Origin of the sequence: Metabacillus niabensis (assembly GCF_902829255.1) — a bacterium.
In the GTDB taxonomy this organism is placed as follows: Bacteria; Bacillota; Bacilli; order Bacillales; family Bacillaceae; genus Metabacillus; species Metabacillus niabensis.
In genome coordinates, this window is record NZ_CADEPK010000314.1 from 1 (window position 1) to 23,543 (window position 23,543).

27 protein-coding genes and 1 riboswitch are annotated in these 23,543 nt (G+C 35.4%); of the genes, 24 read left to right on the forward strand and 3 right to left on the reverse strand.

The features are described 5' to 3' along the window. Positions 1-97: 97 nt before the first annotated feature. Together HU235_RS17980 and mciZ are read right to left on the reverse strand one after the other, a co-directional pair. Complete coding sequence (locus HU235_RS17980) at positions 98-1,006, reverse strand: aldo/keto reductase (RefSeq protein WP_174881111.1); 909 nt, start codon at positions 1,004-1,006, stop codon at positions 98-100. A 138-nt stretch (positions 1,007-1,144) separates the two neighbouring features. Continuing rightward, positions 1,145-1,291 (reverse strand): Z-ring formation inhibitor MciZ, encoded by a 147-nt coding sequence (gene mciZ / locus HU235_RS17985; RefSeq protein ID WP_370877246.1) that lies wholly within the window; start codon positions 1,289-1,291, stop codon positions 1,145-1,147. 91 nt (positions 1,292-1,382) lie between these two features. On the opposite strand from mciZ, the gene HU235_RS17990 reads away from it, so the two are divergent. From HU235_RS17990 to lysA, 21 genes are all read left to right on the forward strand, one after another. Beyond that, on the forward strand, positions 1,383-1,934 hold the full coding sequence (locus HU235_RS17990) for an NUDIX hydrolase (RefSeq protein ID WP_174881113.1): 552 nt from the start codon (positions 1,383-1,385) through the stop codon (positions 1,932-1,934). Between the two features lie 34 nt (positions 1,935-1,968). After that, positions 1,969-3,126, forward strand: a complete 1,158-nt coding sequence (locus HU235_RS17995; protein ID WP_174881114.1) for an endonuclease Q family protein — start codon at positions 1,969-1,971, stop codon at positions 3,124-3,126. A gap of 154 nt (positions 3,127-3,280) precedes the next feature. Next, positions 3,281-3,934: a stage II sporulation protein M gene (spoIIM, locus tag HU235_RS18000; RefSeq protein ID WP_095302955.1), complete on the forward strand. Its 654-nt coding sequence runs from the start codon at positions 3,281-3,283 to the stop codon at positions 3,932-3,934. A gap of 118 nt (positions 3,935-4,052) precedes the next feature. Continuing rightward, positions 4,053-4,511: a ferric iron uptake transcriptional regulator gene (gene fur / locus HU235_RS18005; protein ID WP_095302956.1), complete on the forward strand. Its 459-nt coding sequence runs from the start codon at positions 4,053-4,055 to the stop codon at positions 4,509-4,511. A gap of 225 nt (positions 4,512-4,736) precedes the next feature. Beyond that, a complete protein-coding gene (locus HU235_RS18010) occupies positions 4,737-4,964 on the forward strand; it encodes a YqzK family protein (protein ID WP_095302957.1) in 228 nt (75 codons plus the stop codon). A 6-nt stretch (positions 4,965-4,970) separates the two neighbouring features. Further along, positions 4,971-5,864: a site-specific tyrosine recombinase XerD gene (gene xerD / locus HU235_RS18015; RefSeq protein ID WP_095302958.1), complete on the forward strand. Its 894-nt coding sequence runs from the start codon at positions 4,971-4,973 to the stop codon at positions 5,862-5,864. A gap of 270 nt (positions 5,865-6,134) precedes the next feature. Further along, positions 6,135-7,325: a phosphopentomutase gene (gene deoB / locus HU235_RS18020; RefSeq protein ID WP_174881118.1), complete on the forward strand. Its 1,191-nt coding sequence runs from the start codon at positions 6,135-6,137 to the stop codon at positions 7,323-7,325. 1 nt (position 7,326) lies between these two features. Continuing rightward, entirely contained in the window at positions 7,327-8,145 is an 819-nt protein-coding gene (locus HU235_RS18025; protein WP_145583454.1) for a purine-nucleoside phosphorylase, read from the forward strand. 30 nt (positions 8,146-8,175) lie between these two features. Then, positions 8,176-9,477 (forward strand): pyrimidine-nucleoside phosphorylase, encoded by a 1,302-nt coding sequence (locus HU235_RS18030; RefSeq protein ID WP_174881115.1) that lies wholly within the window; start codon positions 8,176-8,178, stop codon positions 9,475-9,477. A gap of 201 nt (positions 9,478-9,678) precedes the next feature. Next, entirely contained in the window at positions 9,679-10,842 is a 1,164-nt protein-coding gene (locus HU235_RS18035; RefSeq protein ID WP_095301061.1) for a D-alanyl-D-alanine carboxypeptidase family protein, read from the forward strand. A 95-nt stretch (positions 10,843-10,937) separates the two neighbouring features. Then, positions 10,938-11,291 (forward strand): anti-sigma F factor antagonist, encoded by a 354-nt coding sequence (gene spoIIAA / locus HU235_RS18040; protein ID WP_095301062.1) that lies wholly within the window; start codon positions 10,938-10,940, stop codon positions 11,289-11,291. Continuing rightward, entirely contained in the window at positions 11,288-11,728 is a 441-nt protein-coding gene (spoIIAB, locus tag HU235_RS18045; RefSeq protein WP_095301063.1) for an anti-sigma F factor, read from the forward strand. The genes spoIIAA and spoIIAB overlap by 4 nt, the downstream gene beginning before the upstream one ends. A 13-nt stretch (positions 11,729-11,741) precedes the next feature. Further along, positions 11,742-12,500 carry an RNA polymerase sporulation sigma factor SigF gene (gene sigF, locus HU235_RS18050; RefSeq protein ID WP_145583450.1) on the forward strand — a complete coding sequence of 253 codons (759 nt, stop codon included), beginning with the start codon at positions 11,742-11,744 and terminating at the stop codon, positions 12,498-12,500. 419 nt (positions 12,501-12,919) lie between these two features. Further along, positions 12,920-13,540 carry a stage V sporulation protein AA gene (locus tag HU235_RS18055; RefSeq protein WP_233452268.1) on the forward strand — a complete coding sequence of 207 codons (621 nt, stop codon included), beginning with the start codon at positions 12,920-12,922 and terminating at the stop codon, positions 13,538-13,540. Then, on the forward strand, positions 13,530-13,952 hold the full coding sequence (locus HU235_RS18060) for a stage V sporulation protein AB (protein WP_095301066.1): 423 nt from the start codon (positions 13,530-13,532) through the stop codon (positions 13,950-13,952). The genes HU235_RS18055 and HU235_RS18060 overlap by 11 nt, the downstream gene beginning before the upstream one ends. Before the next feature lie 15 nt (positions 13,953-13,967). After that, positions 13,968-14,423, forward strand: coding sequence for a stage V sporulation protein AC (spoVAC, locus tag HU235_RS18065; protein ID WP_095301067.1), 456 nt, complete (start codon positions 13,968-13,970; stop codon positions 14,421-14,423). Positions 14,424-14,439: 16 nt separating this feature from the next. After that, the gene (gene spoVAD, locus HU235_RS18070) at positions 14,440-15,459 is read left to right on the forward strand and encodes a stage V sporulation protein AD (RefSeq protein WP_095301068.1); all 1,020 of its coding nucleotides are present in this window, start codon (positions 14,440-14,442) and stop codon (positions 15,457-15,459) included. Next, positions 15,459-15,809, forward strand: a complete 351-nt coding sequence (spoVAE, locus tag HU235_RS18075) for a stage V sporulation protein AE (protein ID WP_095301069.1) — start codon at positions 15,459-15,461, stop codon at positions 15,807-15,809. Before spoVAD ends, spoVAE begins: the two co-directional genes overlap by 1 nt. A gap of 7 nt (positions 15,810-15,816) precedes the next feature. After that, positions 15,817-16,392 (forward strand): stage V sporulation protein SpoVABEA, encoded by a 576-nt coding sequence (locus HU235_RS18080; protein WP_145583446.1) that lies wholly within the window; start codon positions 15,817-15,819, stop codon positions 16,390-16,392. Then, entirely contained in the window at positions 16,376-17,848 is a 1,473-nt protein-coding gene (locus HU235_RS18085) for a spore germination protein (protein ID WP_095301071.1), read from the forward strand. Before HU235_RS18080 ends, HU235_RS18085 begins: the two co-directional genes overlap by 17 nt. A 170-nt stretch (positions 17,849-18,018) precedes the next feature. Further along, a complete protein-coding gene (gene lysA / locus HU235_RS18090) occupies positions 18,019-19,341 on the forward strand; it encodes a diaminopimelate decarboxylase (protein ID WP_095301072.1) in 1,323 nt (440 codons plus the stop codon). A gap of 189 nt (positions 19,342-19,530) precedes the next feature. Here lysA and HU235_RS18095 read toward each other — a convergent pair whose 3' ends face one another. Continuing rightward, a complete protein-coding gene (locus HU235_RS18095) occupies positions 19,531-20,478 on the reverse strand; it encodes a DUF1002 domain-containing protein (protein WP_370877241.1) in 948 nt (315 codons plus the stop codon). A 245-nt stretch (positions 20,479-20,723) separates the two neighbouring features. On the opposite strand from HU235_RS18095, the gene HU235_RS18100 reads away from it, so the two are divergent. The 3 genes from HU235_RS18100 to HU235_RS18110 form a co-directional block, all read left to right on the forward strand. Continuing rightward, a complete protein-coding gene (locus tag HU235_RS18100; protein ID WP_095301073.1) occupies positions 20,724-21,158 on the forward strand; it encodes a peptidylprolyl isomerase in 435 nt (144 codons plus the stop codon). Between the two features lie 125 nt (positions 21,159-21,283). After that, a riboswitch (FMN riboswitch) is annotated at positions 21,284-21,435 on the forward strand. Positions 21,436-21,603: 168 nt separating this feature from the next. Continuing rightward, complete coding sequence (gene ribE / locus HU235_RS18105; RefSeq protein ID WP_145583442.1) at positions 21,604-22,251, forward strand: riboflavin synthase; 648 nt, start codon at positions 21,604-21,606, stop codon at positions 22,249-22,251. A 170-nt stretch (positions 22,252-22,421) separates the two neighbouring features. After that, a partial coding sequence (locus tag HU235_RS18110; protein ID WP_174881117.1) for a bifunctional 3,4-dihydroxy-2-butanone-4-phosphate synthase/GTP cyclohydrolase II occupies positions 22,422-23,543 on the forward strand: 1,122 nt, incomplete at its 3' end.

The following is a 23,543-nucleotide window of genomic DNA, read 5'->3' on the forward strand; positions in this document are numbered from 1 at the left end:
GACTTTAAATAAAAGAAAAACGTTTAGAAAATTTATCTCAAAAAAATGCTGCTACAAAGCATTCGGTTGACCGCTTGCTTTCGTAACAGCATTTTAGTTAACGATGTTGGTTATATGTATCTTTTTTTGTTAGCTTTTGAAGTAATTCATATGTCTGACGAGTTAGCGGATCAGATAAAACGGCCGATGTATTTTCGATTACTTGCTGTAATTTGCTCGCACCTGGAATAACGGCACCTATAACATCATGATAGAGGCAATATTGCAGGGCGAGTTCGGTCATTGAATGTGAGGAATCAACATTCTCAAGCTCTGTTAATAATGCTTTTAATTCATCGTTAGAATAGGAAAGATAGCCATTAGTTTGAAGTTTTAAATCTAAAGGTTTGTCTGTTAATAAACCTTTAGCGAGTGGACCACGTGCAATAACGCTGACATTATGCTCTTTAATGAGTGGAAGCCATTCTTCAGGTCTACGGTCTAGTAAGCTATATTGCATCATAATTGAGACAATGCTAGATTTTGTTAAATATTCCTTAATAACATTTGGACGTATAGAAGAAATGCCATAGTAACGAATGACTCCCTCTTTCTTTAATTCCTCAAATGCTTCAATCGTTTCATCAATTTGATCCTCAATTGTTCCACCATGGAGCTGGTATAAGTCAATATAATCTGTTTGGAGTCGTTTTAAGCTTTGTTTGACAGCTTCTTTAATATAAGTTTTAGATGGATCCCAATCCCATCCTGAATAATCCTCACGCCAGCGGTTTCCTACCTTTGTTGCTAAAATTAAATCATGTCTTCGATGCTTTATCGCTTTACCTACAAGCTCTTCATTCACGCCACGATCATATAAATCAGCAGTGTCAAAATAATTAATTCCTTGTTCGAGCGCTTTGTCAATAATTGAAATCGCATGATTTTCCTCAGTTCCTAATGACATGCAGCCTAAACCTATTTCACTAACATATAAGTCAGATTGGCCGAGTTGTCTTTTTTTCATTGCTCAACACTCCTTATAAAGCGAGACTTTGATTTAGTAAAGGTATTCCTCATATTTTATTACAAGCTAAATTTAGTTCTAATAGCTACCTTCATGTTGAGGTTAGTACATATAATAGGAAAAAGCAACATTAAAGATTTATTTATACAGTTTAGGAGTAAACGTTGATTTTACAGATTTTTCATCTTGAATCCACTCTTGAACACGAGAATAGACCTCGGAATATTCCTTTAATTTTGCACGAATCTCCCATGCTTTTCCAGTGAGAATGATTCGGTCTTCCATTCGGTAGATTTTCAAGCTTCACCCATTCCTTTCCATAAGATATGGTAGAATGTATGAAGAAACAATAGCTAATAGAACAGGAGCTGACAGTATGGAGCATTTAATAGAAAAGACGATTTCCTCAAAAGAGATTTTTAAAGGAAGAGTAATCGATTTGTATGTAGAAGAGGTACAATTGCCAAATGGAAATAAAAGTACACGGGAAATCGTAAAACACCCTGGTGCTGTAGCTGTTATTGCGATAACACCCGAGAATAAAATCGTTATGGTTGAACAATTTCGTAAACCACTCGGTAGAACGATTGTAGAAATTCCAGCTGGAAAACTAGAAAAAGGTGAAAAGCCAGAGGTTACTGCTAAAAGAGAATTAGAAGAAGAAACCGGCTATACATGTACTGATTTACGTCCACTTATTTCGTTTTACACATCACCTGGTTTTGCAGATGAGCTAGTTCATTTATTTATTACTGAAAAATTAGTGAAATTGAAGGAATTGGCACAATTAGATGAGGATGAATTTTTAGATGTAAAAGAGGTCACATTAGAAGAAGCGATGGAAATGGTTCAAAATCAACAAATTTATGATGCAAAGACTGCATTTGCAGTGCAATACTTACAACTTAAACAAGCATTAAAAGAATAAACTCGAGCAGTCAAGCCTTAGGAGTGAGAACAGCATGAATAGTTACTTTGCCGATTTACACATACATATTGGACAAACATCTTCGGGGAAGCCCGTAAAAATAACAGCTTCGAGAACACTCACATTAGAAAACATCCTAATAGAGGCAAGTGATCATAAAGGGATTGATATTGTAGGTGTGATTGATTGTCATGTACCTGAGGTTATGTTGACATTGAAGCAGCTTATTGATAATGGTGAATGTATCGAGCTAGAAGACGGGGGGATTCGCTTCCAGCATACAACACTTATTTTAGGTAGTGAATTAGAAATCTACGACCATGCGTGTAAAGGTCCGATCCATGTTTTAGCTTTTATGCCATCATTACAAAGAATGCAGGAATTCTCAAAGTGGTTATCTACTCGCTTAACTAATATAACATTAAGCTCACAACGCATTTATGAGGAAGGAAAAGTATTGCAGAGGTTTGTTAAAGACCTCGGTGGTTTATTCATTCCTGCACATATTTTTACGCCACATAAAAGCTTATACGGAAGTGGAGTAATCCGTTCATTAACAGAAGTGTTTGATGGCAAATTAATCGATGCGGTTGAGCTTGGATTAAGCTCAGATACGAGTATGGCTGACAATTTAACTGAGTTACACCGATACACCTTTTTAACGAATTCAGATGCTCATTCGCTACCGAAAATTGCTCGTGAGTATCAAAAAATATCTCTCGATAATCCGAATTTCCTTGAGCTAAAAATGGCTTTAGCCAATGAAAAGGGAAGAGGGATAGAAGTAAATTATGGCTTAAACCCTTATTTAGGTAAATACTATGAGACAACGTGTGAAAAATGTGGTGCAAAGGGTCAGGAAATTTGTGAAGTGTGTGGCAGTAATCGATTTGTTAAAGGGGTGTCAAAACGAATTGCTGAGTTAGCAGATGACATCAAGAATAATCGACAGCGTCCTCCATATATTCACCAAGTTCCTCTCCAATTCATTCCGGGCGTTGGTCCAAAAACATTGGAGAAGTTGAAAGACTTGTATGGGACAGAAATGAAAATCTTACATGAAGTATCAGAGGAGGAGCTCAAAAAGACAGTTCCAGAAAAAATCGCAACCTATATAATTGCAGCTCGAGAAGGTAGACTGCAAGTGACAGCAGGAGGAGGTGGAACATATGGGAAGGTAACAGGGATTTAGAAAGCCTATTACCTTCTTATCTTTTATAAAAGCTAATTAATACCTTAGTTAAAAAAGAACTCTAGTAATTTTTTGAATGGAAACATTGATTAGTAGGCATAGAATGGATATCCTCTCATATACTCTAGTAAGTGAATTTCGGGAGGAACTAAACATGCGACGACAACAACCAATCAGTGTCATTATTAAGCAGCATTTTAAGGAACAGTCATCTATCTATTTGTTTGTATTTGTATTGTTTTTAATGGGTGTTATATTCGGAGCGATTATTGTAAATAGTATGAATTTAAGTCAAAAAGAAGACTTATATTACTACTTGAATCGATTTTTTGGACAGGTTGCTGAAGGGAAAATTGCAAGCTCAGCTGAGATGTTTCAGCAAAGTTTTTTTCATAATATAAAATATCTTGGACTTATGTGGATACTTGGAATTTCAATTATTGGGGTACCTGTTATTCTTGTCATGCTCTTTATTAAAGGAATGGTTGTTGGATTTACAGTAGGGTTTTTAGTCAATCAATTAGGATTAAAAGGTTTTTTATTATCCTTTATCTCGGTCTTACCGCAAAATATCTTGCTAATACCTGCCTTCATAATCATGTGTTCAGTGGCAATTTCGTTCACATTAAAAATTATAAAGCAATTATTTGTTAAAAGAACAAGTAATGTAGAATCCCCTTTTTCGTTATTTTTAAGATATGTTACGATTTTCCTTTTTATAGGGGTACTTGCGATGGTTGCCTCTGGATTTGAAGCATATGCGTCACCGTTTTTAATGCAGAATGTCGTTGAAATTGTTAGTAAATAATAATAATTATAATTTAATATTGATTATTTTTATTAGATTATAATCATTTTAGTTGGACACTTTCCTCTCATATGATATATAATAGTTTTGGGAACGTGGCGAGGGAGGAAGAGTAGTTATGGAAACCCGCATTGATCGAATAAAGAAACAGTTGCACTCTGCAAGCTATAAGCTTACACCTCAGCGTGAAGCAACTGTTCGAGTATTATTAGAAAATGAAGAAGACCATTTAAGTGCTGAAGATGTTTATCTTCTCGTCAAAGAAAAGGCACCTGAAATTGGCTTAGCTACTGTATATCGAACATTAGAGTTATTAACCGAATTAAAAGTAGTCGATAAAATAAACTTTGGTGATGGAGTCTCAAGATATGACCTTCGTAAGGAAGGGGCAGAGCATTTTCATCATCACTTAGTCTGCATGGAATGTGGATCTGTTACAGAAATCGTAGAAGACTTATTAGGTGATGTAGAAGAAATTGTTGAGCGTGATTGGAAGTTTAAAATTAAAGATCACCGTTTAACATTTCATGGGATTTGCGCAAACTGTCAAGAGAAACAATCAAATAATGAGAAATAACCAAGTCTAACATGCTAAGTTAGGCTTTTTGTTTTTTCATAAGTTTTAGAATAGATGGAAATGAGAAAAATAAAAAATTAATAGGAATTTATATAAAATCAATGTATAAAGTTTGTCCTTTTTGGCATATCTTCTAATATTACTACGATTAACCTATTATGAAATTTGATCCTTCTTACCTATTATACCATTGATTAAGAAAATGTACGCAAATGGGGGTTCTATATGATTCGTTGGTTAAGAACGGCTAGAGATATGTTAAAAGTATTTATCTTGTTTACTGGATTTACGATTTTATTCTATTATGCTATCATTTGGGTGAACTTAGAGTATCAAGAAATGCATCGTTACGACCAGCCAGAAGGTGCTGCATTAAAAGTAACGAATATGGTAAATAACGAGGAAGAAAATTGGTTAAATCGATTAATGTTTTTTTATGACAATGGGGAGTAGTTTGTATTGAAGGATCAAATTAAAGATTTTATTCATTATTTAATAGTAGAGAGAGGATTGTCACAAAATACAATTGTTTCTTATGAAAGAGATTTAAAGAGCTATCAAAAGCATTTATCAGAAATTCAACAAATAGAGTCGTTTAATCATGTTACACGATTACATATTATTCAATTTTTAAAGTCGTTAAAAGAAACAGGAAAATCAAGTAAAACGATAGCGAGACACATAGCCTCGATTAGATCGTTCCATCAATTTCTACTAAGAGAAAAACAGGCTGAGCAAGATCCATCAGTTTTAATTGAATCACCACAATTAGAAAGGACTTTGCCTAAAATTCTATCTCTTCAAGAAGTAGAAACATTATTAGAAACACCTAAACTGACCTCTCCTTTAGGGTATAGAGATAAGGCAATGCTTGAACTATTATATGCAACAGGAATACGAGTCAGTGAGATGATCAATTTAAATTTAACAGATGTTCATTTAACTATGGGCTTTATCCGTTGCTACGGGAAAGGAAACAAAGAAAGAATTGTTCCGATTGGTCACACCGCAACAGATGTATTGATACAGTATTTAGAAAAGGGTCGTTCAAAGCTAATCGATGGAAAAAATCCAACGGAAGCTTTATTTGTCAATCATCATGGTAAGCGCATATCTAGACAAGGATTTTGGAAAAATTTAAAGAAGATTGCTTTAGAGGCAAATATTAATAAAGAACTAACACCACATACATTAAGGCATTCATTTGCTACCCATTTACTTGAAAATGGAGCAGATTTACGAGCAGTACAGGAAATGCTCGGTCATGCAGATATATCAACAACTCAAATATATACACATGTTACGAAAACTAGATTAAAAGATGTTTATAAACAATTCCATCCAAGAGCTTAATACGAATTAGAATGACAAAAAGTATCTGTGCTTTGATAAAGCTAACTGCCTAGGAAATAATAGGTGGTTAGCTTTTTTGCTATTTATATAAATGAACTCATTTAAAGAGCTGTTAATTTATATTGTCAATGGTAATATAAGGAGGGTATAATGATTACATTCATAGTTGTCAGACTTCTGACAAGTTCTAATTGTTATCGAAATGAATGGTCTTAGGTGAAAATAGGGAAAGTAAAATAAGAAGTAAATGGAGGAGGTTGCTATATGAATATGGATACATATAAACGAATTTTTATAATTGTCATGGATTCAGTAGGAATTGGTGAAGCACCGGATGCAGAGAAATTTAATGATTTAGGTTCGGATACATTAGGTCATATTGCTGAACATATGGGCGGACTAAATATGCCTAATATGGCAAAGTTAGGATTAAGCAATATTAGAGAAATAAAAGGTGTTCCAATTCAAGAAAAACCATTAGCGTATTATACGAAAATGAAGGAAGCTTCAAATGGTAAAGATACAATGACTGGTCACTGGGAAATAATGGGCTTGAATATAGAAAAACCATTTAGAGTTTTCCCTGAAGGATTTCCTCCAGAGTTAATTAATCAATTAGAGGAAAAGACAGGAAGGAAAATCATTGGAAATAAACCAGCTTCAGGAACAGAAATTTTAGTTGAACTTGGCGAAGAGCATATGGAAACAGGTGCGTTAATTGTTTATACCTCTGCTGATTCAGTTTTACAAATTGCTGCTCATGAGGAGATTGTTCCGATTGAAGAGCTATATAAAATTTGTGAAATCGCTCGAGAGCTAACACTTGATGAAAAATATATGGTTGGTAGAATTATTGCTCGACCATTTATCGGGCAACCAGGAAATTTCTCACGAACCGCTAATCGTCACGATTATGCGTTAAAGCCATTTGATCGCACAGTTATGAATGAATTAAAGGACAGTGGTTTTGATGTTATAGCGATTGGGAAAATATCTGATATTTTTGACGGTGAAGGTATAACGAAGTCATTACGGACAAAATCGAATATGGACGGTATGGATAAGTTATTTGAGACTGTTACTATGGACTTTAGAGGCATTAGCTTTTTAAATTTAGTTGATTTTGATGCTTTATACGGTCATCGACGTGACCCAGAAGGATATGGAAAGGCGCTTGAAGAATATGATAGTAGATTAACGGAAGTATTAGATCATTTAACAGATGACGACTTGTTAATCATAACTGCCGACCATGGTAATGACCCTGTACATCACGGAACCGATCATACTAGAGAATATGTACCATTGCTTGTTTATAGCCCGAAAATGAAGGGTGGGAGAGAGCTGCCAATAAGAGAAACATTTGCTGATATTGGAGCAACAGTTGCAGAAAACTTCAAAGTGAAAATGCCTGCATATGGAACAAGCTTTTTATCAGATTTGAAATCGGAGGAGATTTAAGGTGACGTACGAAAAAATAAAAGAAGCTGTAGATTATATAAAAGAAACGATTAATGTCCCACCAAGTATAGGATTAATCTTAGGCTCAGGATTAGGAATTTTAGCTGATGAAATAGAATCACCAATTAAAATTCCATATGAAGATATTCCTAATTTCCCAATTTCTACTGTTGAAGGACATGCCGGTCAACTTGTTATTGGTAAATTAAATGGAGCAAATGTTGTTGCAATGCAAGGAAGATTTCATTTTTATGAGGGATATAGTCTAAAAGAGGTTACATATCCAGTTCGAGTAATGAAGGAATTAGGAGTTCAAACATTAATCGTGACAAATGCAGCTGGCGGAATAAATGAGTCTTTTGAAGCTGGAGATTTAATGTTGATCACCGATCACATTAATAATATGGGAACAAACCCATTAATAGGCCCAAATGAAGGAGAATTAGGTCCACGTTTTCCAGATATGTCTGAAAGTTATGATACAGTGCTAAGAAATATAGCGAAAAAAGTTGCAAATGAACTAAATATAAAATTACAAGAAGGTGTATATATAGGAAATACGGGTCCATCCTATGAAACTCCAGCAGAAGTGCGTGCACTTCGTATCATTGGCGGAGATGCTGTCGGAATGTCAACTGTTCCAGAGGTAATTGTAGCTAAACATGCTGGATTGAAGGTGTTGGGTATTTCATGTATTTCGAATATGGCTGCAGGTATTTTAAATCAACCTTTATCACATGATGAAGTAATGGAAACAACTGAAAAAGTACGCGAAAACTTTTTAAAGTTAGTAAAAACAATTATTGAAAGAATTCGCTAAAAAAAATATCTGTAAAGGTGTGATATCGAAATGAGGATGGTCGATTTAATTGAAAAGAAACGAGATGGAAAAGAATTAACAAAGGAAGAAATTCACCATATCATTAACGGTTATACGAATGGCGATATCCCTGATTATCAAATAAGTGCACTAACTATGGCCATCTATTTCCAGGGGATGACTGATGCAGAGCGGGCAGAACTGACGATGGCAATGGCTGCATCTGGTGATACAATCGACTTAAGTGAAATTGAAGGTATCAAGGTTGATAAGCATAGTACAGGAGGAGTAGGAGATACGACGACACTTGTATTAGCTCCTCTTGTTGCAGCAGTCGGTGTGCCAGTAGCGAAAATGTCTGGAAGAGGATTAGGCCATACAGGTGGAACGATTGATAAGCTTGAGTCAATACCAGGTTTTCATGTTGAAATCGATTCAAAGCAATTCATTGAATTAGTAAATAAAAATAAACTAGCAGTTATCGGTCAAAGTGGAAATTTAACACCAGCGGATAAAAAATTATATGCACTCCGCGATGTAACCGCAACTGTCAATAGCATACCGCTTATTGCTAGTTCAATTATGAGTAAAAAAATAGCTGCCGGTGCTGATGCAATTGTTTTGGATGTTAAAACAGGAGCAGGTGCCTTCATGAAGGATATTGAAGATTCGAAAACACTTGCAAAAGCAATGGTCGATATTGGGAATATCGTCGGCCGCCGTACAATGGCTATTATTTCAGATATGAGTCAACCGTTAGGATATGCAATTGGAAATGCATTAGAAGTTAAAGAAGCAATTGACACCCTTCGTGGAAAAGGCCCAAAGGATTTAGAGGAATTATGTTTAACTCTTGGCAGCTATATGGTACTTCTTGCAGAAAAAGCTGTATCATTAGAAGAAGCTCGCTTAAAGTTAAAAACGGTAATCGAAAATGGAAAAGCGATTGAGACTTTAAAAGTATTTTTAGAAGCACAAGGTGGAGACCCGACGGTTGTCGACGATCAAGATAGATTGCCTCAGGCAAAATATATGTTTGAACTCGAGGCACAGCATGATGGTTATATTTCCGAAATTGTCGCAGATGCGGTTGGAACTGCAGCGATGCTTTTAGGAGCGGGTCGTGCAACAAAAGAATCGAAGATTGATCTAGCTGTTGGATTAGTGTTGAATAAAAAAATCGGTGACAAAGTGACAAAAGGTGAATCACTTGTCACAATCCATAGCAATACAGAAAAGATTGATGAAGTAAGGGAAAAGCTTTATGAGAGTATAAAAATAACTGCATCAGAAGTAAAACCGCCAAAATTGATTTATGCAACAATTGAATAACGATAAAAACCACGACATCAGTTATGTCGTGGTTTTTATTTTGCCAAAAGGAGTGAGCACTTTGTTTATAATATTTTTCGTTTTAGTAATAGTTGAAAATGTAGAAGAAAAGAAAAAACGGACCTTAAATTATTTATATTGCTAGTATATTTTTCCACTGAATGGAAAAAATGGTTGTATAAAGAATGGAGGGCTTATGAGATGAAACGGATACTATCATGTTTAACGCTTGTAGCTATGTTTATTGCTGGAACACCAATGGCATTTGCCAAAGAATCTACTACTGTCGAACTTGCAGATAAAGCGAAGTCAGCTGTTTTGATTGAACGCGATACAGGGATGATTTTATACGATAAAAATAGTGATGAAAAGCTTCCTCCAGCGAGTATGACAAAAATTATGACTATGTTATTAATTATGGAAGCGCTCGAAAAAGGTCAAATTAAAATGGATGAAATGGTTCGTACTAGTGAATACGCAGCTTCAATGGGAGGATCACAAATATTTCTCGAACCTGGAGAAGAAATGTCAGTTGAGCAGATGCTAAAAGGAATTGCGATTGGTTCAGGTAATGATGCATCAGTAGCGATGGCAGAGAAAATTGCAGGTTCAACGGATGAATTTGTAAATATGATGAACAAAAAAGTAAAAGAATTAGGCTTGAAAAATACTCACTTTAAAAACCCAACAGGCTTACCAGAAGAAGGTCATTATAGCTCCGCACATGATATGGCGTTAATGGCAAAGGAATTATTAAAATATGAGGAAATTACTAAGTTTACAGGGAAATATGAAGATTATTTACGTGAAGGAACTGATAAAAAATTCTGGCTTGTTAATACAAATCGACTCGTAAAATTTTATCCGGGTGTTGATGGGGTAAAAACCGGATTTACAAATGAAGCAAAATATTGTCTGACTGCTACTGCTAAAAAAGGGAATATGCGTGTCATTGCAGTTGTGTTTGGTGCAGACACACCTAAAGAACGGAATTCTCAAGTAACAAAAATGCTGGATTATGCATTTAGCCAATATCAAACACATCCACTTTTTAAAAAGGACCAATCACTAGCAAAACTAAAAGTGAGCAAAGGTTCAGAAAAAGAAGCAAACTTACAAACGTCTGAACCTATTTCTGTCCTAACCAAAAAAGGTGAAACTGTTGATGATGTTACTCAAGAAATTATGATGAAAAAGGATGTTCAGGCGCCAATTAAAAAAGGCGATGAACTTGGTACATTACAGCTTAAAAAAGAAGGCAAAGTTATTACAGAAAGTAAGTTAGTAGCAGAAAAGGATATTTCAGAAGCGAGCTGGTGGCAAATGTTTAAACGTGTAATGGGAGATTTTACGAAGTCTAGCTAATGTTGACGAATTGGCACTAGTTTTGTCATCATGCAGGAAATTAAAGTTTCAATCAAGAATGACTCTTTATCCAGAATTTAAGGAGGGGTAAAACCTTGAGTCTACAGATTGAACTTGATGTGAAAGAAACTGTACTGTGTATTCGACTCTCGGGTGAATTGGATCATCATGCAGCCGAAGAGTTGCGCGAAAAAGTAACTGATAAAATTTCGACAAATCAAATTAAACATATTGTGTTGAATTTAGAAAATTTAACATTTATGGACAGTTCTGGTTTAGGGGTTATTTTAGGAAGATATAAGCAAATAAAAGCCTCAGAAGGTGAAATGGTTGTTTGTGCAATTTCTCCTTCAGTCAAGCGATTATTTGATATGTCAGGATTATTTAAAATTATCCGTTTAGAAGAAGATGAAGTGAAAGCATTGCAAACATTGGGGGTGGCATCATGAAAAATGAGATGAACCTCCAGTTTTCAGCATTGAGTCAGAATGAATCCTTTGCAAGGGTAACGGTTGCGGCATTTATTGCACAATTAGACCCAACGATGGATGAATTGACTGAAATAAAAACGGTTGTTTCTGAGGCAGTTACTAATGCAATCATCCATGGATATGAAAATGATCCGAATGGTATTGTGTATATTTCGGTTACGCTCGAGGATGGTGTTGTCCATTTAACCATTCGTGATGAAGGGATAGGAATCCTAGACATTGATGAGGCGAGACAACCGCTTTATACGACGAAGCCCGAACTAGAACGTTCAGGGATGGGATTTACAATTATGGAAAACTTTATGGATGAAATTCAAATTGAATCTTTAGAGTCAAGAGGTACTACAATTAGATTGACAAAACATTTAACCAAAAGTAAAGCGTTATGCAATTAAAGGGAGACTTGCTATGGATGTGGAGGTCAAGAACGAGAATTCAAAGGCGCAGTTAAAGGACCACGAAGTCAAGGAATTAATTCGTCGCAGTCAAGAAGGGGATCAAGAGGCCCGTGATTTAATTATCCAAAAGAACATGAGACTCGTATGGTCTGTTGTTCAACGTTTTTTAAATCGAGGCTATGAACCTGATGATTTATTTCAAATCGGAAGTATTGGTTTATTAAAATCAGTAGATAAGTTTGATTTATCATATGATGTGCGCTTTTCGACATACGCTGTTCCGATGATTATCGGAGAAATTCAACGATTTATCCGTGATGATGGGACAGTGAAGGTAAGCCGCTCATTAAAAGAACTAGGAAATAAAATTAGACGGGCTCGTGATGAACTTTCGAAAACAATGGGAAAGGTGCCCACTGTAGCTGAGATCGCAAACTACCTAGACATTTCTCCCGAAGATGTGGTCCTCGCTCAAGAAGCTGTAAGAGCACCATCATCCATTCACGAAACAGTATATGAAAATGATGGAGATCCAATTACATTACTAGACCAAATAGCTGACCATACTGAAACGAAATGGTTTGATAAAATTGTACTTAAAGATGCCATACAGGACCTTGATGAGAGGGAAAGGCTAATTGTTTATTTAAGGTACTATAAAGATCAAACACAATCAGAGGTTGCTGAAAGGCTAGGAATATCGCAAGTTCAGGTTTCCCGGCTAGAAAAAAAGATCTTAAAACAGATGAAAGATAAAATGAATCAATAGTAGTTAAAAAGGGTGACACTTATCTCGAGATAAGTGTCGCCTTTTTGCGTTTACATCGTTTTATTCATGAAAAATTGAACTGTAAAAAGTGTTATGGACATCTTACTTCAGCGTTCGCTCGTTTCATGGTAATTATTGGTCTCCCAAAACTTGAATGATTAAAAAATCTCAAATGCATACTACCTATACAACAGTTAATTGGCATTTACAAATATTATGTCCATCTAATGAGTAAAATGTTTGTTTATATACAAATAAAAGCTCTAATGATGTTTAGTAAAACGACATCTGCATGAAAAAAATTCGGAATTAACATTGTTGAAATAATCCATCAAAATTGTTTATTTATCTTTATTCTCTAACAAGCTTCTTTACAAACCGTTACTTGAGCAAAATTAACTAGTAGGAAGTGAATGTTGATGGAAAAAACGGTTTATGTAAGACTCCGCCACCGAATACAGGTCCAGCCAAATGAAGTTATAACAATTGGAAAGCTTGCGCTTATAGTAGCTAATAAGGAATTAAGAGAAAGACTGAGGAGTATTAAAATCCATCAAATCCAACCTAAAGATAAGAGCATGGTTGTCATCGATGTTATGCATGTTTTAAAGGAAATACATAAATTTAATCCAAACTTAGATGTGCAAACAATCGGTGCAGCTCAAACAATTATTGAAGTTGTTTATGAAAAAAAGAAGCTATCTCCACTATTATTTTTTCTTGTATGGGTTTTATTGTTTATAGGTGCAGGGCTAGCAATTATGAATTTCCATGAAGATGTAAGTATGCAACAAGTACATCAGCGGATTTATCGAATCGTAACTGGAGATGAAAATCCGCAGCCCTTGTTATTACAAATACCATACTCATTTGGATTAGGATTAGGGATGATATTATTTTTTAATCATCTGTTTAAGAAGCGAATTAATGAAGAACCAAGCCCTCTAGAAGTTGAAATTTTTAATTATCAGCTTGATCTAGATCAATATGTAGCCATGAATGAGAACAAGGAGAATTTAAACGACATTGATGATCGTTAACGCGATTCTCTTAATCATTATTGGATTATCTGGAGGTCTTGTTGTCGGTTCTGGTTATGTTGCCTTTCTGGCAGTGCTTGGAATTATCCCGAGGTTAACACAGCTTACGAAAACGTATCACTTTATTCAAGCCTATGAAATGGCAATTATATTAGGTACAGTCGTAGTGGGTTGGATAAGCTTACGTAATACAGTATTCTCTCTGTCAGAACTTTGGCTCATTCCAATCGGTCTTTTTAGTGGTGTTTTTATCGGAATGCTTGCTGCAGCTTTAACTGAAGTACTTAATGTTTTCCCGATATTAGCAAAGCGTGTAGGTTTAGGAGATAAAATTCTCATATTATTAATGGCAATTGTTTTAGGGAAAATAGTTGGATCGCTTTTTCATTGGATCTATTTTGTTAATCATTAATTGGAGGTAATGAAAATGGGAAAAACCAAGCTAAAAGAGGATTATAAAAACCAGGTCAAAAATTATCAGCCTAAGCCACGATATCTAATCAATTGTATAAAAGCTTTTATTATTGGAGGGTTAATTTGTACTTTTGGACAAGTAGTTCAAAATTTTTATATTCATGTGTTTAATTTTTCTGAAAAGGATGCTGGTAACCCAACAGCAGGCACATTAATTCTAATATCTGCGATTTTAACTGGGGTTGGAGTGTATGACAAGCTAGGGCAATTTGCAGGAGCTGGTTCTGCTGTACCGATTACGGGCTTTGCAAATTCAATGACAAGTGCTGCTATAGAACATAGAAGTGAAGGAATTGTGTTGGGGATTGCTACAAACATGTTTAAATTAGCTGGAAGTGTCATCGTTTTTGGTGTTGTGGCAGCTTATATTGTTGGGATAATCCGCTATTTTTATGGATTAGCATTCTAAAAAAGGGGTGGAATTAATGAAATTAAAAGGGAAACAAACATGGCAATTTGAAAATCCATTATATGTTCACTCTAGTGGGACAGCTGTTGGACCTAAGGAAGCAGAAGGGCCACTTGGTCAATATTTTGATGTGAAATATGATGAACTTCATTGTGGCGAGGATAGTTGGGAATTAGCCGAACGAAAATTGATGCAACAGGCAATAGATGAATGTTTAAAAAAAGCAAATAAGACAACAGAAGATATTGATATATTATTAGCTGGTGATTTATTAAATCAAAATGTAACTGCTAATTATGTTGCTAGACATGCTAATATCCCATTTTTATGTATGTTCGGTGCCTGCTCAACATCAATGGAAACGTTAGCAATTGGTTCAGCACTTGTTGATGGTGGTTTTGCTAAAAATGCGATTGCGGCAACGAGCAGTCACAATGCAACCGCTGAGAGGCAATTTCGTTATCCGACCGAATATGGTGGTCAAAAACCTGATACTGCAACCTATACTGTAACAGGTTCTGGGGCAGTATTAATTAATCAAGAAAAAAGTGACATTCGGATTACGTCTGCAACGATTGGAAGGGTCGCTGATCTTGGAATAAAAAATGCATTTGATATGGGAACGGCTATGGCGCCAGCTGCAGGAGAGACAATAGCTCAACATTTTAAGGATTTAAATAGGACGCCAGATGACTATGATTTAATATTGACTGGTGATTTGTCGGGAATAGGTAGCCCTATCTTAAAGGATATGTTAAAGGATGAAGGATATGATGTCTATGAGAAGCATAATGACTGTGGGTTAATGGTTTATCGTCCAGATCAAAAAGTTTTTGCTGGTGGCAGTGGTTGTGCATGCTCTGCAGTTGTAACGTATGGATATATATTTGATGAACTAAAACGTGGGAATTTAAATCGAGTATTTGTAGTTGCAACAGGTGCATTATTAAGTCCGGTTATGATTCAACAGAAGGAAACGATACCTACAATTGCGCATGGCGTCGTTTTTGAGAGAAGCGATAGGGGTGATAGCTAATGGAGTATATATTGGCTTTTGTAGTTGGCGGTGCGATATGCATAGTAGGACAATTATTATTAGATATTTTTAAGCTAACGCCGGCACATGTAATGGCGATTTTTGTAACTTTAGGTGCTGTTTTAGATGGATTTGGTTTATATGATAAGCTAATTGATTTTGCTGGTGCAGGAGCGACGGTGCCAATAACTAGCTTCGGTCATTCTCTTTTACATGGTGCAATGCATCAGGCTAAGGAGCATGGATTTGTTGGAATTGGAATCGGGATTTTTGAACTAACTTCGGCAGGGATTTCTGCAGCTATACTATTTGCTTTTATAATGGCGTTAATTTTTAAACCGAAGGGATGATGAAATCTTGACAAAAAGACAGGTCATTCTCATTACAGATGGAGATGAATATGCTGCACGAACAATTGAATATATAGCGGCTGAAGTTGGTGGTAGAGTGATATCTCGAACACAAGGGAATCCTACTACATTAACAGGAGCAGAAATCGTTCAGCTCATCCTCCAGGCTAAAAATGATCCTGTTTTCGTCATGTTTGATGATTGTGGCATGTTAGGAGAGGGAGCTGGAGAAACAGCTCTTAAATATGTTGCAAATCATCAAGATATTGAAGTTCTTGGTATTATTGCGGTTGCATCAAAATCACATCAAACTGAATGGACGAGGGTAGATGTATGTATTGATCGATTTGGTGAATTAACAGAATATGGTGTTGATAAAAGTGGCTTAAAAGAGCATGAAATTGGGAGATTAAATGGAGACACTGTTTATTGTCTTGATGAATTAAATGTCCCCATAATCGTTGGAATCGGTGATATTGGAAAAATGGCACGTAAGGATCATGTTAAAAATGGATGTCCCATTACTTTAAAGGCTGTCGAATTGATATTGGAAAGGAGTGGGTTTCATGCCAAAAAAGGATGAAAAGATTCCGATATACGATAAGCTTTCTGACAACGAAAAATTTTTCACTGAACGAGTAGGATTGAATACTAGTTTTGATTTAGGAGTACGAAAGCTTACGATTCTTGATATTAGAGTTGATTTATATTATTTAAATGGACTTTGTGATACAAGCTATATTACCCAAATCTTAAAGAACCTTACGGCAATAAATGATAATGAAGTTGATCAATCAAAATTTAAGGAAATACTTGAAAACCGTATTGTTAACCAATCTGTAAAGCCAGTAAATACTTTGGACGAAGCGGTCGACCAAGTATTATCAGGTCTTATCGTCTTTTTAATAGATGGTATGGATACTGGCTTTGTAGTAGATGTCCGTAGTTACCCTGGTCGACAGCCAGAAGAACCGGATGTTGAAAAAATTGTGCGCGGAGCAAGAGATGGTTTTGTTGAAAACATTATTGTAAACACAGGGTTGATTAGACGGAGAATTCGGGATGAACGATTAAGATACAATATGTTAAAGATCGGAGAGCGTTCAAAGACAGATGTTTGCCTAGCATATATAGAGGATGTGGCAGATCCTGGATTAGTTGATAAGGTTAAAAAAGAGTTAAAGGCGATTGATATTGACGGAATTACGATGGCAGATAAAACGATTGAAGAATTTATTATAAAACAAGGATACAACCCGTATCCATTAGTAAGATATACAGAGAGACCAGACGTCGCAGCGAATCATTTATTAGAAGGTCATGTTATTATTATCGTTGATACGTCCCCAAGTGTCATTATCACACCAACTACGTTCTTCCATCATGTACAACATGCAGAAGAATATCGTCAAGCACCTTCTGTAGGAACATTTTTACGGTGGGTAAGATTTTTAGGGATTTTCGCATCTATTTTTCTTTTACCACTTTGGTTTTTATATGTATTAGAGCCTTCGTTATTACCTAAAGAAATAAATTATATTGGACCAACCGAAAAATCAAATATTCCAATGGTTTTACAAATTTTTCTTGCAGATTTTGGTCTTGAGTTTTTAAGAATGGCGGCAATTCATACCCCTACGGCATTATCTACTGCAATGGGATTAATTGCTGCAGCATTAATAGGGCAAATTGCGATAGATGTAGGTTTATTTGTACCAGAGGTGATTCTGTATGTGGCTGTAGCTGGAATTGGCACATTTGCAACTCCTAGCTATGAATTGGGTGTAGCAAATAAAATGGTAAGGTTAGTGTTACTAATTGCTGTAGCAATATTCAAATTAGAAGGATTTGTTGTTGGGTGTACATTATTTATTATACTTCTTGCAAGCATACGTTCATTGAACACTCCATATTTATGGCCGTTTCTTCCTTTTAATGCAAGAGCGATGTGGGAAATCATTATCCGAACTACAGTACCAGGTGCGAAATTAAGACCAAGTATTGTCCACCCTCAAAATGTAAAAAAACAACCTAGTTAGGAAGTTGCATCATTGAAAGAACAACTTATTTATGATATTGTATGTGTAATTTAATATCTGATAATTTAAAAAGTAACAGGCAGTTAATATCACTCGTGTTAACTGTCTTTTTATTTTTATACTAATTATATATTTATTCACACCTAGGTATATTGAAAGAGGGGATACAGTTGTTCTTACATGGTACAAGTGAAATTAATGAACATGGACATTTAGAAATAGGTGGAGTCGATACGGTAACTTTAGCAAAAGATTACGGGACACCTCTTTATATTTACGATGTTGCGCTTATTCGGGAACGAGCAAGAAGCTTTAAGCAAGCTTTTGAAAAGATGGGAGTTCGAGCACAGGTAGCATATGCGAGTAAGGCATTCTCATCAATTGCAATGTTTCAACTAGTTGCTGAAGAAGGGTTATCGCTAGATGTTGTTTCAGGCGGAGAATTATATACAGCAATTGCTTCTGGCTTTCCATCATCAAGAATTCATCTTCACGGTAATAATAAAAGCTATCACGAACTTAAAATGGCACTAGATCATGAAGTTGGTTGTATCGTTGTCGATAACTTTTATGAAATAGAGCTATTAAAAGGATTGTCGACACAATATAAACGGAAAATCCCGGTATTATTACGTGTAACACCTGGGGTAGAAGCACATACTCATGATTATATTACAACAGGTCAAGAAGATTCTAAATTTGGTTTTGGTTTATTAAATGGACAAATTGAGCAAGCAATTGAAACAATTTTAAACATTGAAGGAATTCATTTATTAGGCATTCACTGTCATATTGGTTCACAAATTTTTGATACAGCCGGTTTTGTTCTTGCGGCCGAAAGAGTATTTGAGAAAATTAAAGAATGGAAAGAGAGCTACTCATTTATACCTGAAGTTGTTAATCTAGGTGGTGGTTTCGGAATCCGCTATACGGAGGATGATGAGCCGCTCCCAGCAACCTATTATGTTGAGCAAATCGTAGAGGCTGTGAAAAAGCATGTAAATGAAATGGGAATAAATATGCCGGAAATTTGGATTGAGCCTGGTCGATCACTTGTTGGGGATGCGGGAACCACGCTTTATACTGTCGGCTCTAAGAAAACTGTTCCAAATATAAGAGAATATGTTGCAATTGATGGAGGAATGAGTGATAATATTCGTCCTGCATTATATCAAGCTAAATATGAGGCTGTTTTAGCAAACAGAGTTACAGAAAAACATGATAAAGAAGTATCAATAGCTGGTAAATGCTGTGAAAGTGGTGATATGTTAATTTGGGATTTACCACTTCCTGAAGTTAAAGCAGAGGATATTCTTGCTGTTTTTTGTACTGGTGCGTACGGGTACTCAATGGCGAATAATTACAATAGAATTCCTCGCCCTGCAGTTGTATTCGTCGAAAATGGAGAAGCACAGCTTGTTGTCAAAAGAGAAAGCTTTGAGGACTTAATTGTAAATGATTTGCCATTAAAAACAAAGATAACCCAAAAATAGTGATAAATTTAAATAATTAATTTTTGAACTGATTCTTGTAGTGTTTTTTCATCTACAGAGTCAGTTTTTTATATAAAAATTGTGATATGTATCGAACTGCCTTTACACACCTTGACACTGGAGGAAGTTATTAACCGAATTTTAATTAAAAAGCAGATAACATATGGTATGCTATCTGCCTTGTTTATCTCATGAAATTTTTGCATCTGCCGATATTTGGTGGTTGTTCATATTATTAATAATATGTGCACTTGCAGATTGCTCATTGCCAGTAAAAAATGAAACAATCGCATTCCAAAGAGCAATGAAAAATTCTTTTAGTTTTTGAAGGAAAGATTGTCCTTCCTCAGAATTTAAGAAGTTTGATATTTTATCTTTCGCCTTTTCTAGCTGTTGACCAACTTGATCCCAATTGATATTTAAATCTTTCATTTTGTTAAATAGATTAATAAGATTGTTAATATCTTCTTCTGTTAAGGTAATTCCCAATTCTTTTGCTGAATCCTCTATTAATGTTCTTAGTTCAGCTTCTGTTTCAGGAACACCGTTTTTTGCGATATCATCCTTGATTTTGGCCATTAGAGCTGAGGCGTTTTCTGTCCCTACTTCATCACCTAGTTTTGCTGTTGTTACTAATTCTTCATTTGCAACCTGTTTAACATCCTCAGAGATAGCTTTATCAGAGGATACTTCATAGGCTTTAATTAATCCTGTTAATGCAGCAGTTCCTGAAACTTCAAATGGTGCTGTCACATATATCGTCGCATCTTTTACTCCTGCCGTCATTAATGCATTTAAATACATTTCATCTGTTACCCAATCAATATTTTTTGTTTTGACCTCAAGGCCAGAACCCGATTTTTCAATTGTAATACTTGATGAAGAAAGTGCTTTTGATCCGATTGTTGCTTTTGAAATGTAGTTCCCTAAATATTGATGTTCCTCTTCATTTGTTACATATATGATTTGATTATTTTCTTCCGTTGCATTCATTTCTTTAAGTATCGTTTGCTTTTGCTGTTCAGTTAAGTCTTCACCTAGTGTTACAATAACCTCGCCAACAACTGCGTCTGCAAAGCTAATGGATGGAAAAGCAAATAGGCATAAGGTGAAAAGACTAAACATTATTTTCTTCAAAGGTAAAACCTCCCTGATTTTTAAACAAAAATTCATTAACATCATCTATTATAGAGTTTTTTAAAAGATGTCAATAGTATTTTTGCTGTTTTCTTCATTTTGATTTATTCTTTTTCATTTCTATAATCGTTAAAAAAGTAACAGAAAACATGTTTCCAGTTTGCTGTTTATTCATTGATTATAGTAGAATAGAAAAGTGTTTATGTCTAAATAGACGGATTAAACTTATTGGAGGTTTCATACATATGAAAAAAGCACAAATTACGATGGAAAATGGAGATAAAATTGTCTTTGAATTGTTTCCAAATGAGGCACCTGGTACTGTAGCAAATTTTGAAAAATTAGCAAATGAAGGCTTTTACAACGGTTTAACATTCCACCGAGTTATCCCTGGTTTTGTTGCACAAGGTGGTTGTCCACATGGGACTGGAACTGGTGGTCCAGGATACACGATTAAATGTGAAACAGAAGGTAACCCACATAAGCATGAAGCTGGATCATTATCAATGGCACATGCTGGTAAGGATACTGGTGGAAGTCAGTTCTTTATCGTACATGAGCCACAACCACATTTAAACGGTGTTCATACTGTATTTGGAAAAGTCATTGAAAATCTTGATGCAGTGTATAAAATTAAGCCAAATGATGTAATGAAAGAAGTTAAAGTTTACGAAGAATAAAAATGCTGATACAAAAACTGCGTTTGTTATTACGCAGTTTTTTATTTCTTTAAATTTGCATCTTTCATTTAATATCGCTAAAATAAACATTAGATCCTTCAAACCAATTTAATATTATTTCGTTTTACATTCTTCGGGGCAGGGTGAAAGTCCCTACCGACGGTGATGAAGTATTTAAATAACTTCTTAGCCCGTGACCCGTTAATTAATTTAATTAACGGTTGATCTAGTGTGAATCTAGAGCCGACAGTTAAAGTCTGGATGGGAGAAGAATTGCGCGAACCTTTGCGGTGTATTTATTATCTGTTTTTGAAAAATAGATAGAAAATACTCTTATTTGACTTACTCAAATATCAATTTCTCATTAAAAGCCCTTAGTCTATGACTTTGGGCTTTTTTTATAGGCTTCGAGCAGGATGAATAATAGAAGGAAGGAGGGCGCATAATGTTCACAGGAATTATTGAAGAAATTGGTACAATAAAAAATGTACAAGGAACTAAGGATGCCATTATTTTTACAATTGGCGCAAACAAGATCATCGAAGATATGTCGATTGGAGACAGCATTGCAGTAAACGGAGTCTGTTTAACAGTAACCGAATTTCATGCAGATTCTTTTGCCGTAGATGTAATGCCTGAAACTGTCAAACATACTTCATTATCTATGCTGAAAAATGGTTCAAGAGTTAATTTGGAACGAGCGATGTCTGCTAATGGTCGCTTTGGTGGTCATTTTGTTTCTGGACATGTTGATGGAGTTGGAAAAATTGTTAAAAAGCAACGTGTTTCAAATGCGGTTTATTTTGAACTAGAAGTAGATGAGCAACTAACTGACACATTAATATATAAAGGATCAATTACTATCGATGGAATTAGCTTAACGATATTTGGATTAGAAAAGGATAAAGTAACTGTTTCGATTATTCCCCATACTTTATCAGATACAATTCTTGGACTAAAAAATGTTGGAGATATTGTGAATATTGAATGTGATATGATTGGGAAATATCTTAAAAAATTTATTAATCAACAAGAAGTAACGAAAAGCTCCACATTGAATCTATCCTTTTTAAAAGAAAATGGCTTTTATTAATATTTTAGATTTTAACTATTGTAAAAGAAGTGCTGATTTTTGGTACATTGTTGATTGGATAGAAGGCACGAGACGATAAGAAGGCTCCCGAACAGCACAGCGCACATCTAAAGCGGAAATAGACAAGTTCAGGAAGAGCCTAGTAAGGTTTAGAAAGGGGCCATTCAAAAATGTTTCATAAAATAGAAGAAGCATTAGCGGATTTAAAAGAAGGAAAAGTTGTGATCGTTATTGATGATGAAGATCGGGAAAACGAGGGAGACTTTGTCGCTTTAGCGGATCGTATCACTCCAGAGGCTATTAATTTTATGATTAAACATGGACGTGGATTAGTTTGTGTACCTATTACAGAAAAACAGGCTAATAAATTAGATTTGTTTCCGATGGTATCACATAATACAGACCCACACGGTACAGCATTTACTGTTAGCGTTGATTATAAAACAAATAAAACGGGAATAAGCGCATTTGAACGTGCTGATACAGTTAGAGCCCTTTTAGATGAAGATACAAAGGCTTCAGATTTTAAACGCCCAGGTCATACCTTTCCATTAGTCGCAAGGGAAGGTGGGGTTTTAAGAAGAGCAGGACATACTGAGGCAGCTGTTGATTTATCAATTTTATGTGGTGCGAAACCAGGTGGAGTTATCTGTGAAATTATAAAAGAAGACGGAACAATGGCAAGAGTTCCAGATTTATTAGAACTAGCTAAACAACTTCAAGTAAAAATCATTACAATAAAAGACTTAATTCAATACCGTAATCAAAGTGAAAAGCTAGTGAAAAGAGAAATTGAAATTGACCTTCCGACAGAATATGGAGTCTTTAAGGCAATCGGTTATTCAAATTTACTTGATCAGAAGGAACATGTTGCCTTAATAAAAGGCGAAATAAATAGTGAAGAACCTGTATTAGTTCGGGTACATTCTGAATGTTTAACAGGAGATGTTTTCGGCTCTTATCGCTGTGATTGTGGACCGCAATTACATGCAGCATTGGCGCAAATTGAAAAGGCTGGAAAAGGTGTCCTTTTATACATGAGACAAGAGGGTCGAGGTATCGGATTATTAAATAAAATGAGGGCATATAAGCTTCAAGAGCAAGGGTATGATACAGTTGAAGCTAACGAAAAACTAGGCTTTCCTTCAGATCTTCGGGATTATGGAATTGGTGCGCAAATACTAAAAGATCTTGGAATCGAAAAAATGAATTTATTAACAAATAATCCAAGAAAAATTGCAGGTTTAGAAGGGTATGGGTTAACGGTAAATGACCGGATACCAATCGAAATG

Coding starts and splice junctions, on each gene's coding strand:
- HU235_RS17980 (WP_174881111.1), bottom strand. CDS start 1,006: ATGAAAAAAAGACAACTCGGCCAATCTGACTTATATGTTAGTGAAATA.
- mciZ (WP_370877246.1), bottom strand. CDS start 1,291: ATGGAAGACCGAATCATTCTCACTGGAAAAGCATGGGAGATTCGTGCA.
- HU235_RS17990 (WP_174881113.1), top strand. CDS start 1,383: ATGGAGCATTTAATAGAAAAGACGATTTCCTCAAAAGAGATTTTTAAA.
- HU235_RS17995 (WP_174881114.1), top strand. CDS start 1,969: ATGAATAGTTACTTTGCCGATTTACACATACATATTGGACAAACATCT.
- spoIIM (WP_095302955.1), top strand. CDS start 3,281: ATGCGACGACAACAACCAATCAGTGTCATTATTAAGCAGCATTTTAAG.
- fur (WP_095302956.1), top strand. CDS start 4,053: ATGGAAACCCGCATTGATCGAATAAAGAAACAGTTGCACTCTGCAAGC.
- HU235_RS18010 (WP_095302957.1), top strand. CDS start 4,737: ATGATTCGTTGGTTAAGAACGGCTAGAGATATGTTAAAAGTATTTATC.
- deoB (WP_174881118.1), top strand. CDS start 6,135: ATGGATACATATAAACGAATTTTTATAATTGTCATGGATTCAGTAGGA.
- HU235_RS18030 (WP_174881115.1), top strand. CDS start 8,176: ATGAGGATGGTCGATTTAATTGAAAAGAAACGAGATGGAAAAGAATTA.
- HU235_RS18035 (WP_095301061.1), top strand. CDS start 9,679: ATGAAACGGATACTATCATGTTTAACGCTTGTAGCTATGTTTATTGCT.
- spoIIAB (WP_095301063.1), top strand. CDS start 11,288: ATGAAAAATGAGATGAACCTCCAGTTTTCAGCATTGAGTCAGAATGAA.
- sigF (WP_145583450.1), top strand. CDS start 11,742: ATGGATGTGGAGGTCAAGAACGAGAATTCAAAGGCGCAGTTAAAGGAC.
- HU235_RS18055 (WP_233452268.1), top strand. CDS start 12,920: ATGGAAAAAACGGTTTATGTAAGACTCCGCCACCGAATACAGGTCCAG.
- HU235_RS18060 (WP_095301066.1), top strand. CDS start 13,530: ATGATCGTTAACGCGATTCTCTTAATCATTATTGGATTATCTGGAGGT.
- spoVAC (WP_095301067.1), top strand. CDS start 13,968: ATGGGAAAAACCAAGCTAAAAGAGGATTATAAAAACCAGGTCAAAAAT.
- spoVAD (WP_095301068.1), top strand. CDS start 14,440: ATGAAATTAAAAGGGAAACAAACATGGCAATTTGAAAATCCATTATAT.
- spoVAE (WP_095301069.1), top strand. CDS start 15,459: ATGGAGTATATATTGGCTTTTGTAGTTGGCGGTGCGATATGCATAGTA.
- HU235_RS18085 (WP_095301071.1), top strand. CDS start 16,376: ATGCCAAAAAAGGATGAAAAGATTCCGATATACGATAAGCTTTCTGAC.
- HU235_RS18100 (WP_095301073.1), top strand. CDS start 20,724: ATGAAAAAAGCACAAATTACGATGGAAAATGGAGATAAAATTGTCTTT.
- ribE (WP_145583442.1), top strand. CDS start 21,604: ATGTTCACAGGAATTATTGAAGAAATTGGTACAATAAAAAATGTACAA.